Raw genomic sequence first — 11292 nt, 5'->3', positions numbered from 1 at the left:
GGCGCCACTCGACGAGACCCCTGCATCTGAGGGGTGCCCTCGCAGAACCTGGTTCCGCCCCGCCGAGGTGCGATTGACTGAAACCATGAAGACCGAGACCATCCCCACGCGCGTGTGGAACCCCCGCGCCGAGGTGCGGGCCTTCTTCGCGCGCGCCTTCGAACGAGCGTTCGTCCCCTTCGCGCCGCTGTCGTTGTCGGTCCCCGCGGAGATCGCCCGCCGCGACGAGGCTGCGCGTGCGGCATCCTCGGCTCCCCCGCCGGTCGGGCCCGCCGAGGAGCGCCTGCCGTAGCCCGCCCGGGCTAGCATTTGCTCATGGCCACCTCGATCGACGACATCTCCATCGGCGGCGAGATGATCCGTCTCGGACAGTTCCTCAAGTACTCCGGTCTCATCGACACCGGCGGTGACGCCAAGGAGGCGATCATCGACGGCTACGTGAACGTCAACGGCGAGGAGGAACGCCGCCGAGGGCGCCAGCTGCACGACGGCGACCTCGTCTCGTTCGAGGGACGCACGGTGCGCGTGCGCCCCTGAGCGCAGCACTCACCCGACCCGAAGACCGGTTCCCGGGCACTCGGGCGTCACTGCGCGGGCAGGCACCCGCCGTCCATGATGTAGCCGCCCGCCTCGATCGACAGGGCGTCGGCGGTCACCGAGCCGAACACGCACCCGCCCTCAGGGGCGTCCGCACCGAAGAGCAGAGTGCCGTAGTCGTCGCGCACGTAGGCGCCGGCGAGACCGGCATCCGCCAGCGCATCCTGCACCGCGGTGGTCGAGAGCGCGCCCGAGGTCCGCAGCTCCTCGAGAGCCGGTCGAGCGACCGCGATGGCCTCTTCGGCCGCCGCGCGGGCCTCCTCGGAGAGGTCCATCCGCTCCCGATAGCGGTCGTTCTGCGCCATCGACTTCTCCGGGTCGTAGGGGGCGCACTCCGGGGGCATCTCGACGCCCTCGATCTGCGGACAGGCCGCGGTCGGCGTGGGGGTGGGCGTCGCCGTCGTCGACTGCGGCGCCGCGGGTGTGGCGCATCCCGCGAACAGCAGAGTCATCGCGCACACGAGGAGGGCGATGCCACCCCTCGACCTGTCCCCCCGGATATCGGTCATGCGCTCATGAAACCACACCGTCGGGCGCCCCGGAAGGAGCGGCGCCCGACGGCGCGGGCCACGTCGATCACGGCATCACGCCTCTACGGCACGAGCACGGTGCGGATGCCGGGCGCCTCGGGCTCGCTCCAGACCGACTCGACGTCTGCGAGGCGGGCGGTGCGGGTCTGCACGGAGATGCGGCCCTCCCCGATCGCGTCGACGAGGGAGGGGAGCTCGGCAAGGTACTCGCGCGGCCCGATCGAGCCCTGCCCGCTGCCGATCAGACGCAGGTGCGCCGAGCGCAGCGCCGCCGACGGGAGCGCGATGTCGGGGCCCGCCACGGAGCCGATCTCCACCCAGTCGAGCGGCCGGCTCCGGTCGGTCCTGGCGGTCAGCACCGCCCTGATCGCACGTTCGGTGGGCGCGCCCCAGAGGTAGTCGAGGACGACATCGACGTCGCGGGCCGCGTCGGCGAGCTCGGCATCCGCGGAGGCGTCGTCCAGGGCGATGGTGCGGTCGGCGCCGGCCTCGCCCACCAGCGCGAGCCGACCCCGATCCCTCCCGGCGGCCACGACCTCGCCGGCGCCCAGCAGCTTGGCGACCTGCACCGCCATGGCTCCGGCGTTCCCGGTGGCCCCGAGCACGAGCACCGATGCGCCGGGCGTCCACGCGACGCGACGGCGGAGCGCGACCCACGACGACATCGCGGGGTTCATCGCCGCGGCGATCCTCACGGCATCCGCACCGTCGGGCAGGGCGATCGTGCGCCGCTGATCGATCACGGCCTTCGCCGCCATCGTGCCGTGCCGGGTGTCGTCGACGGCGAAGTAGACGAGCGCGCCGTCGGCGCGGCGTCCGACGCCGTCGACGCCGGGGATGAGCGGAAGGGCCCCGGTGCTCGTGTAGTGCGCTCCGCTCGCACCGGAGCGCACGCGCGGGTGGAGGCCTGCCGCGAGTACATCGACGACGACCTCGCCGTCCTTCGGCTCGGGAAGGTCGAACGGAAGGAAGTGCGGTGGCTCGTCGAAGCTCGTGACGACGGCGGCATCGGTGTGGATCATGGCTGTGTCTCCTTATTGGTTCGCGTCACGAACTATAATAGTACGCATCGCGAACCATTTGGCTAGACTGTTCCCATGACGGATGCCGCGCTCTCCCCGGCCGATGCCCTGGCACAGCTGACCTTCCTCGTGCAGAGGATCCTCGAGGAGCGCTCGTCCGCCCAGGGGTTGTCGGTGGTGCAGGGCCGGATGCTCGGCATCCTGCGCGACCGGACGCCGCTCATGAGCGAGCTCGGCGCCCGCCTGGGCCTGGACAAGTCGAGCATCAGCGGGCTCGTCGACCGCGCTGAGAAGCGGGGACTCGTGGAGCGCTTCCGCTCCCCCGACGATGGTCGCGCGGTGCAGGTGCGCCTCACGGACGAGGGCCGCGCACGCGCCACAGCGGGCGAAGCCGAGTTCGACGCGGAGGCCTCGCGCCTGCTCGCGCATCTGCCGGAGGCCGAGCGCACGACGCTCGTGCGCCTGATCAGCCGCCTCCTCATCGCCGAGGCGGAGGAGTCCGGGTTCGACATCCGGTGACCGAGGTCGGCGGCCGCGGCGCCCGGGATCGCCCGTGGGTGTTCGCGAGGGGTTACGGTGGCGGTGTGGATGCTCCTGACCCCCTGCCCGATCGCCCCGCCCCCGACAATCCGCAGGGCAAGCTCGTGCTGCTGCGCCACGGAGAGACGGAGTGGTCGAAGAGCGGCCGCCACACCGGACGCACCGACATCCCGCTGACCGCCCACGGTGAGGAGCTGGCCGCCGCGGCCGGCCGACTGGTGCGCGGCTACGACTTCGGACTCATCCTGACCTCCCCGCTGCAGCGCGCACGACGGACGGCGGAGCTCGCCGGACTCGACGCCGAGATCGACCCGCTGCTGGTCGAGTGGGACTACGGCGGGTACGAGGGGCGGACCAGCGCCGACATCCGCGCCGAGCTCGGCTACGACTGGACGGCGTTCAACCACGGCGTGATCCGCGGTGAGACCCCCGGCGAGACCGTCGAGGAGGTCGCCGCACGGGCGTCGCGCGTGCTGACGAGGGTGCTGCCGGCGATGGCCGACGGCGACGTGGCGCTGATCGCGCACGGTCACTACCTGCGCATCCTCACGGCCGTGTTCCTCCGCGAGGCGCCCCGGTTCGGCGCGCAGATCACACTGGATGCCGGCTCGGTGTCGGTTCTCGGCTACACCAGGGAGCAGCCCGCCATCCTCGCCTGGAACCACGGCCCGCAGCTGCCGCTGAAGCCCTCGGAGTCCTAGCGCGCGTGGGCCCGGTGGGCCTCAGATCGCCAGCAGTCGCGCCGCGCGATCCGCGTCGATGCCGCCGCGCCATCCGGAGAGAGGCGGTGTGATGTCAGATCGGGGCCCACCCGACCACGCATCGGCGACCTCTTCGCGGGAGACGAACCTGTCCCAGCTGGGCGGGAGCGTGCTCGGCAGCAGCCCGTACTCGGCGAGTCCGATGAGGATGCCGTAGCGCTGATACTTGTCCGCGCCCGCGACCACCTTGGCGCGGGCGATCGCTCGCTCGAGCTCGCTTGCCCGGGTGCCGGCCGGCTGGGCAGAGATCACCTCGAACAGAGTGCGCAGCCGCTCCCTGTCATCTTCAGTGGGAGCCGGAAGCCCCTCTGCGGCCGCGGTCTCGAGATCGGGGAGGTAGTGATGCGGCTGCTCGTTCCAGGCCCAGCCGAGTGCGAGACGGAGCAGCACTTCGGTCGCATCGAACTCGAGCGCACTCCCCTGTCGCGCCGCCAGCCCGCAGTCGGGCACGCCGTTCTCCGCCACGGGAGCGGTCGCGAGGTGCCGTGCCCACGCGAAGGAGATCACGGTCTGGCGTCCGTGCCAGGCGCTGCCGAGGCCTGCGATGAACGCACCGAGCACGGCATCCTCGTCAAGCGCCGTAGCCGCGGTGATCGACCGCTCGACGATCTCAACAGGTGTGCAACGTTCGACGGAACGAATCGGCCACCCCGAGGACTCGGCCTCGGCCTCGTCGGCGGCCTCTCGCGACGCCTCGGCCCCGGCGACACCGCCCGTGCGGGTGAAACGGTAACCGTACAGTCGCATGAGGAGTTCGAGTTCTGGTCCAGCAGGAATGCGGCGGGGTGCGGGAATCACCCCGCCAGGCTATGACATCGCCGACGTCTCCGCACCGGTCGCGAACGGAGCCCCCACGCCGATGGCACGCCCGGTCGGGCGCCGTCCGGAGACCATGTCGGCGGCATGGGGCACGATGGTCGCATGACCGACGGCTACGACCCCGGATTCCTCTCGAACGCTGTGGCGCTGCCGCATCCGGCCCAGGATGTGCACGCTCTCGACTACCCGCGTTTCACCGTGCTGCTCGACCGGGATCGTCGACTCGCGGCGGCGACCGGGGTGAACATCGACGGCCCCCGCCTGCTCGATCTCCCGCGCGCGGGAGAGTGGCGCCTCGACCCGCGCGTCGACGCCGCCGCCCAGACCGGCCCCGCCGTGTACGCGCGGAACGACCTCGACCGCGGTCACCTCGTGCGCCGCCGCGACCCCGGTTGGGGTGAGACGGCCGAAGCGCGAGCGGCGATGGAGGCCACGTTCTTCTACACGAACGCCGCACCGCAGGCCGCCGGCTTCAACCAGTCCAAGGAGCTCTGGCTCGGACTCGAAGACCATGTGCTCGCCTACGCCGAGGCCACGGCCCAGCGCCTCTCGGTCTTCACCGCGCCCGTGCTGGCCGACGACGACCCGCCGTACCGCGGCATCCGCATCCCGCTGCGGTTCTGGAAGGTCGCGGCCTGGTCGGGAGCAGCCGGTCTCTCCTGCGCGGGTTTCATCCTCGACCAAGCCGCGCTCGTCGACACCAGCGAGGGGCTGCTCGCCGCTCCGCCGCTCGGGGCGTTCCGCACGTTCCAGGTGCCCGTGGCGGAGATAGCCCGCGTGACCGGAGTCGACTTCGGCGTGCTGACGGATGCCGATGTCCTCGCGGCCCCCGGGGCACGCGCGGGCGGATGGCGCGAGCTGACCACGGCAGACCAGATCGTGCTCTGACACCGGCACGTCACCTCCCCTGCGGCACCGTGGGGTGGCGCCAGCTCCACCCCGCTTCGGCAGCCCGCTGTATGGGATCGCCGCGGGTTCCTTTCTAACGTCGAGGTATGACGTCCGGTCACCTCGACCGCTCAGGAAAGGCACCCCTCATGACCTCGAACACCGCGCTTCGTCGCACGCTGACCCGCGCCTCAGGCGTCATCGCCGTCACGGCCTGCGGCCTCGCTCTCTCGCTCGCCTCCACACAGGCGGCGAGCGCAGCGCCGACCACGGTCAAGACGATCGTCGGAGGCTCCGCCGCATCCGAGAAGTACCCGTTCATGGCGAGCATTCCGATCACGGCGCCGCTCGCCGGACTCGACGACGGCGGCTGCGGCGCTGCGCTGATCGCACCGGAGTGGGTCGTGACCGCCGCGCACTGCGTGGACCGGGAGATCGGATCGTTCGCCGAGGGCACGGTGCGCATCGGCAGCGACAAGCGCACCTCGGGTGGAACCCTCCGAGACATGGTGCAGGTGTTCCAGCATCCCGATTACGCCCAGGGGATGCCGAATCAGAACGACATCGCGTTGATCCGCCTCGACAAGCCGGTCTCTCAGCGACCGATCGCGATCGCCGATCATGCAGCCGATCCCGGCAGCGCCACGCGCATCCTCGGGTTCGGCCTGACCACGCCCGAGCAGAACCCGACCAAGTGGAAGATGTCCAAGAAGCTGCGGCAGTTGGAGACGTTCCGTGGCGACGCGTCCGAGTGCGATCCGGGCTTCGCCGGCGTCACGCGTCTGTGCACGGTGAGCCACAAGGCCGATGCGATGGCGTGCAACGGCGACTCCGGCGGCCCGCAGATCCAGCGCGGCAGCAACGGACGCTGGGAGCTGATCGGCGTCACGTCCGGACCGGGCGCCATGTCGCCCTCCTGCGAGAAGGGCCCGGGGCTCTACACCGACGTCACGGCGTATCGCGACTGGGTCTCGCAGACGATGGCGGCCAACGAGTAGTCGGCCGCGCACTCCCTCTACACTCGACTGGTGCAGGACGACCGATCGGAGGGGCACGTGTTCATCGCCGCCTTCATGCTCGTGATCACGGGCACCCTCGTCGCCTTCGCGGGCTTCCGGGTCCGGGCTCTCGTGCCGTCGCACTGGACGCGCGTCGAGGGGCAGTGGATCGGCCCGTCGCTGCGCTGGTCGCCCTCCCGGTACGAGTACGTCACCGCCGAGGGCGTCAGCCGCTCCGGCGTCGCCAGGGTGAAGGTCATGTTCCGTCCGCCGTACGGCGGCACCTGCATCGTCGCGTACGATCCCGCCGACCCGTCTCGATCCCAACCCGCGCAGCTCCGATGGAACGGCGGCGTGCTCATCACGGTCGGCGTGGTCTGCGCCGTCGCCGGAGTCGTCTTCTCCGCGCTGGCACTCGCGTAACGGCGAGTCTCCCCGCGAAGCCCCGCGCTCTCCTATCATGGGGTGGGAAATATCGATATGACGGTTCGGAGTCGCCTGCATGGAAGACCCCCGGAGCGACGCCGAGCTGCTCCGAGAGCTGCGCGACGGCGAGCGCGACGCCTACGTGGTCCTGTGGGAGCGCCACATCGGCGCGGCCCTGCGATACGCCCGTCGAATGCTCCCCTCCCGCGCCGAGGATCTCGCCTCCGAGTCGTTCCTCGCGATCTACCAGCAGATCACGACCTCGGGCACGGGCCCCGACTTCGCCTTCCGCTCCTACCTCAAGGCCGTCATCCGCAACACCGCGATCCGCTGGCGCAAGGAAGCGAGCAGGTTCGACGACACCGTGGAGGCGGATGCGGTCGACTTCCGCGACGCGCTGAGCCTGGTCGAGCGGGAGTCCAACGCCAACGACCTGCTCGGAGCCTTCCAGGAGCTGCCAGAGCGCTGGCAGAAGGTGCTCTGGCTGTCGGAGGTCGCGGACGTCGCGAGACCGGAGATCGCCCGCGAGCTCGGCATCAAGCCGAACGCGGTCTCAGCGCTGCACCGCCGGGCACGATCCGGGCTGAAACTCCAGTGGCTGACGCGGCAGGTGCCCGTCGTGCTGCGCGAGGATGAGACCCACGCCGCGCGCCTGCTCCCTCGGCACCTCTCCGAGCCCGACGACCAGCTCCTCGCCCGCGAGATCACGACGCACCTCGAGTCGTGCGACATGTGCAGCGACCTGCTCGTGAGCCTGCGCACCGATGCCCGACGCCTGCAGGGCGTCACCCTCTCCGCCGCGGGCTTCGGCGCACTCGGCGTCGCTCTGCCCGCGACGAGCGCACTCGCTCCCGGCACGGCGGTGGCCGCCAGCATCCTCCTCACGGGAGCCGGCACCGGCATCGCCAGCCTGCTCGCCGGCGGTGTCGGCGTGCTGGCCGTCGGCGGCATCCTGCTCGGCTCCTTCTTCCTCCAGCCGGGGGACATCGATGCACCGGCCCTCGCCGACACGAACGTGCAGGTACCGGTCACGACACCGACGCCCGACGGGGCGTCACTCGGTCAGACCGGCACCACGCCCACCTCCACCCCCGTGACGACCGTGCCGCTGCCGCCGCGGCTCGGGCGCTGGAACTCGGACCCGAACGTTCCGCTCGTCGACTTCCACACGGAGCCGGTCTCGCAGTACGTTCCCCCGGCGCCTCAGCCCGCCGGGCCCGAGGTCCCCGGCCCCGGCACCGACCCCGGAGGGACGCCGACGCTGACCCCTGGCCTCACCTCCCCGCCCGATGTCACGGCGTACCTCGCCCCCATGATCACCGGCCGCACGACCCCCGGGAACTCCGTCGCGATCGAGTTCGCATCGCAACGGTACGAGGTCGATGTCGCACCGGACGGATCGTGGACCTTCGACACTCGCCCTCTCGCCTTCGACGCCGGGGCGTACGACTACGCCGTGTGGGCTTTCACCCCCACCGAGCAGTCGCTCGCGACGACGGGGACGATCACCGTGCAGACCCCGACGGTGCAGGGGTTCGAGCAGATCGAGGGGCCGATACCACTCGAGGAGGCCCGGACCACGGGGATCGTCATCTCCCTCACCGGGCCGCCGAACGGCACGATCTGGGCCTCCACCCCCAAGACCGACGCGACCATCACCCTGGATGCGACCGGCCACGCGACCCGTCGGATCAGGATGCTCGCCGACGGGTGGTACCCGTTCGCCTTCTCCGTCATCGACGCCGACTGGTACTCCGGTCCGGGGATCACCGCACCGGTCGACGTCGTCGACCCCACCCGCGACCCCTCCTGGCCGCGCGGAGGCGGGGGGATCTTCGAGGTCGTCGATCCCTGAGCGCGGCGCGGCGCCATCGCGCCCTGAACGGCGCGACTCGGGTGGTGCGGACCGAGGAGCCGATCACCTCATGGAAGTATCGCCGTATGCATTCTCGTGTGTGGGCGGTCCTCGCCGTCGCGGTGGTGACCGTCTCCCTCGCGGGTTGCTCTTCGCCCCTGGACGTCTCCGAGGCGGAACGCGCTGCAGCGGCGACCTGCGAGGTCCTCCAGCCGCTGCCCGGCGTCGCCTCGGCATCCTGCGTCGTGGATGACGGCGGATTCGACGCGGGCATCTCGAGAGACACGAGCGTCACGCTCGAGGCCGGAGTGACGGCGCAGGAGGCCCACCGCGTCATGACCACGTGGCTGGCCTCGAAGGACGGCGGATTCGACGAGTACGAGGTCAGCGGCTCGCGCGCGACGTCGCTCCGACTGACCCTCACGGCCAATGAGGACGCGTCGTTCTCCCTCGCTCCCGGGACTCCGCCGACGGGAGTGGCCTTCGTCGAGGAATGGCTCAGCCGGGCGCAGCGCGGGATGCCGATCTCGGCATCCGCAGGAGACGGGCGCACCATCCACGTGCCGAACGAGGGTCTCTCCCCTGCCGCGCAAGCGAATCTTCTCGATGAGTTCGCGATGCAGACCCGCACCGACGGGCTCACTCTCGCGATCGGAGACGGCTCCACCGTCGAGTCCCCCGTCTCGGCCTCACTGAGTGCGACGCTCCACGCACTCGACGCGTCCTACCTCGGCTTCGTCGCGAGCGACCCCGACCATGAGCTCGAACTCGACGTCGACGTCTTCACGGGGTCTCCTCCGCGGCTCAGGTTCCGGATCCCGACCGGGATGGCCCCGAGCATCCCGCCCGACCGGGCGCTCACCGAGACCTCGGGGTGGCCTGCGATCCGCACCGTGCTCGAGGCTGCCACACCGGGCGAGGAGCCCTACACGGTCGCCCTCACCGCCGTTCCCGGTCAGGTGATCGGCGGGTTCAGCACCTCGGGATGCACACCGGAGCTGACCGGCCCGGAGCCCCAGTTCGGCGGGGAGCTGCAGGCGCAGTGGGCGCAGATCCACGGCATCCCCCGACCGGAGACGTGCCCGCGTTAGTGCACCGACCCCACCGGGCCCCGACCGGCAGCTCGTGGGCGAACCCGGCGGTGACAGCGAGAGGTCCCGCCGACGCCGTCAGGACGTCTGCGGGACCTCAGCGAAGGATGCGGTGATCAGGACGTCGCGGAACCCGTCCGGCGACGAGTGCGGACGAGCAGGGCGATGCCGCCCAGCACGAGCGGCACCCCGATCAGCGCCCACAGCGACGGCACCTGACCGCCGGTGATCGCCAGAGTGGCACTCCCGTTCGGCGTCTTCCCGACGGTCGCCCCGCCCGTCGTCCCGCCCGTGTCGGGCGTGTCAGGGATCACCGGGACAGCCGTCCACTGCGCGGTGAAGGTCACTGCGACCGTCACGGGGTCGGTCGGCGTCGTGCCGGGGATCGACGACGCCCATCCGGCGAACGTGTAGCCCGCGCGCACCGGGTCGGCCGGCACGACCGGCGCCTGGCCGGGTGCGACGCTCTGCGACGTCGTCGCGTCGCCGTTGGCCGGGTCGAACACCACGTCGACGGGCGCGGCGACCCACTGTGCCGTGAACGTCACCGGAGCGGTGACGTGATCCGCGGGCGTCACGCCGGGCACCGACGACGCCCAGCCCGCGAACGTGTAGCCGGGGCGCACCGGGTCGGCCGGCACGAGAGGCGTCTTGCCCCAGTCGACGATCTGCGTCGAGTCGGCGGTGGTCCCGTCGGCGTAGGCGAAGGTCACGCGGTAGTGGAAGGCGAGGACGAGGGCGCCCTGGTCGGCGACGGCGCTGTTCGCATGCCCGGTGACGATGATGCCGGTGGTGGGCGACGTGTACATGACCGGCGACGGCTCGGTGTCGGCGCTGCCGCTGCCCGACAGGGTCGGCAGACCCGTCGCATCCTCGGCTCCGACGACCGTGACCGAACCCGCGTAGGAGTCGTTCGACACGAGGTAGCCGGCGCCTGCCGCCGAGGCGAACGTGCCGCTCTGAGCCGTCAGCGAGCCGCCCGTCATGGTGAGCGCTCCGCCGCCGACGAATCGCGACCCGCCGAAGCCGGCGGCGTACTGCCCTCCGCGGACGATCACGTCGCCTCCGCGGATCGTCAGCGCGCCGGCGGTCAGGTCGGTCGTGTCGCTGCCGATCCCCGGAAAGTAGGGCCAAGGGTCGGCGGGGTTCGCGCTGCCGACCGCCTCGAGGCGGCCCGTGCCGACGGAGTCGTCGACGGTGAGCGTCGAGGTGCTTCCGACGTGGAGACCCGGCCCCGTCAGGGGAGCCAGGGTGAGCGAGTGGCCGTTCAGGTCGAGGGTGACGCCTGCACCGGACGGGACGCCGAGATAGTCGGCTGTTCCGCTCGCGTCGATGTCGGCGCCGAGGACGATCACGTCGCCGTCGGCGGCGGCGTCGAAGGCGGCATCCAGAGTGGTCCAGTCGGTGACGGTCGTCGTCGCCGCCTGCGCGGACGTGGCCGTGAGCGTCAGCAGTCCCGTCAGAGCGAGTACGGGTGCGAGCAGCAGAATGCCGCGTCGCCGAATAGTGCGAATCATCGTGTGTTCTCCCCAGCGTGCGATGCTCTGCCCCCAGAAGACAGAGATTGTTCCGAAGAAGAGAACGAGACGAGGCGTGGAATCTGTCGGAGATCGCGAGATCCGACCCCCACCGATACACCGTTATGCAACCGTGACGGAGGATTCGTGTAACACAATCCGCGCTGCGTCGTCTCTTCTTATGAGGACGTTCTGCGCACGCGCCCCCGAAGGCCTGCGCGTCTCTCGTCCCTCGCCCCCCATACCCC

Annotated in this window: 13 protein-coding genes; 9 read left to right on the top strand and 4 right to left on the bottom strand. The window is 71.0% G+C overall.

Annotation, left to right across the window (positions count from 1 at the left end; genetic code table 11):
- The first annotated feature begins 85 nt into the window (after positions 1-85).
- Both CQ047_RS12830 and CQ047_RS12825 read left to right on the top strand, forming a co-directional pair.
- Complete coding sequence (locus CQ047_RS12830) at positions 86-292, top strand: hypothetical protein (protein WP_105675856.1); 207 nt, start codon at positions 86-88, stop codon at positions 290-292.
- Positions 293-315: 23 nt separating this feature from the next.
- Entirely contained in the window at positions 316-537 is a 222-nt protein-coding gene (locus tag CQ047_RS12825) for an RNA-binding S4 domain-containing protein (protein ID WP_105675951.1), read from the top strand.
- A gap of 47 nt (positions 538-584) precedes the next feature.
- On the opposite strand, the gene CQ047_RS18905 is transcribed toward CQ047_RS12825, so the two are convergent.
- Together CQ047_RS18905 and CQ047_RS12815 are read right to left on the bottom strand one after the other, a co-directional pair.
- Positions 585-1106: a hypothetical protein gene (locus tag CQ047_RS18905; protein WP_181155933.1), complete on the bottom strand. Its 522-nt coding sequence runs from the start codon at positions 1104-1106 to the stop codon at positions 585-587.
- 83 nt (positions 1107-1189) lie between these two features.
- Entirely contained in the window at positions 1190-2149 is a 960-nt protein-coding gene (locus CQ047_RS12815; RefSeq protein ID WP_105675854.1) for a zinc-binding alcohol dehydrogenase family protein, read from the bottom strand.
- Between the two features lie 75 nt (positions 2150-2224).
- On the opposite strand from CQ047_RS12815, the gene CQ047_RS12810 reads away from it, so the two are divergent.
- Together CQ047_RS12810 and CQ047_RS12805 are read left to right on the top strand one after the other, a co-directional pair.
- Positions 2225-2668 carry a MarR family winged helix-turn-helix transcriptional regulator gene (locus tag CQ047_RS12810; protein ID WP_105675852.1) on the top strand — a complete coding sequence of 148 codons (444 nt, stop codon included), beginning with the start codon at positions 2225-2227 and terminating at the stop codon, positions 2666-2668.
- A gap of 65 nt (positions 2669-2733) precedes the next feature.
- Positions 2734-3390 (top strand): histidine phosphatase family protein, encoded by a 657-nt coding sequence (locus CQ047_RS12805; RefSeq protein ID WP_258132638.1) that lies wholly within the window; start codon positions 2734-2736, stop codon positions 3388-3390.
- A gap of 21 nt (positions 3391-3411) precedes the next feature.
- On the opposite strand, the gene CQ047_RS12800 is transcribed toward CQ047_RS12805, so the two are convergent.
- Entirely contained in the window at positions 3412-4197 is a 786-nt protein-coding gene (locus CQ047_RS12800; protein WP_219844622.1) for a hypothetical protein, read from the bottom strand.
- Between the two features lie 174 nt (positions 4198-4371).
- Between CQ047_RS12800 and CQ047_RS12795 the strand changes: the two genes are divergently transcribed.
- The 5 genes from CQ047_RS12795 (at position 4372) to CQ047_RS12775 (ending at position 9527) form a co-directional block, all read left to right on the top strand.
- On the top strand, positions 4372-5157 hold the full coding sequence (locus CQ047_RS12795; protein WP_105675848.1) for a DNA/RNA non-specific endonuclease: 786 nt from the start codon (positions 4372-4374) through the stop codon (positions 5155-5157).
- A 149-nt stretch (positions 5158-5306) separates the two neighbouring features.
- On the top strand, positions 5307-6155 hold the full coding sequence (locus tag CQ047_RS12790) for a trypsin-like serine protease (RefSeq protein WP_105675846.1): 849 nt from the start codon (positions 5307-5309) through the stop codon (positions 6153-6155).
- Between the two features lie 30 nt (positions 6156-6185).
- Positions 6186-6578 (top strand): DUF3592 domain-containing protein, encoded by a 393-nt coding sequence (locus CQ047_RS12785; protein WP_105675844.1) that lies wholly within the window; start codon positions 6186-6188, stop codon positions 6576-6578.
- Between the two features lie 79 nt (positions 6579-6657).
- On the top strand, positions 6658-8436 hold the full coding sequence (locus CQ047_RS12780; RefSeq protein ID WP_105675842.1) for a sigma-70 family RNA polymerase sigma factor: 1779 nt from the start codon (positions 6658-6660) through the stop codon (positions 8434-8436).
- Between the two features lie 86 nt (positions 8437-8522).
- On the top strand, positions 8523-9527 hold the full coding sequence (locus tag CQ047_RS12775; protein ID WP_146114347.1) for a hypothetical protein: 1005 nt from the start codon (positions 8523-8525) through the stop codon (positions 9525-9527).
- 116 nt (positions 9528-9643) lie between these two features.
- Here CQ047_RS12775 and CQ047_RS12770 read toward each other — a convergent pair whose 3' ends face one another.
- A complete protein-coding gene (locus tag CQ047_RS12770) occupies positions 9644-11044 on the bottom strand; it encodes an InlB B-repeat-containing protein (RefSeq protein ID WP_105675838.1) in 1401 nt (466 codons plus the stop codon).
- Positions 11045-11292: the final 248 nt, after the last annotated feature.

The organism is Microbacterium sp. MYb72 (assembly GCF_002979415.1).
GTDB lineage: Bacteria > Actinomycetota > Actinomycetes > Actinomycetales > Microbacteriaceae > Microbacterium > Microbacterium natoriense.
This window is presented reverse-complemented; position numbering and strand designations above follow the sequence as displayed.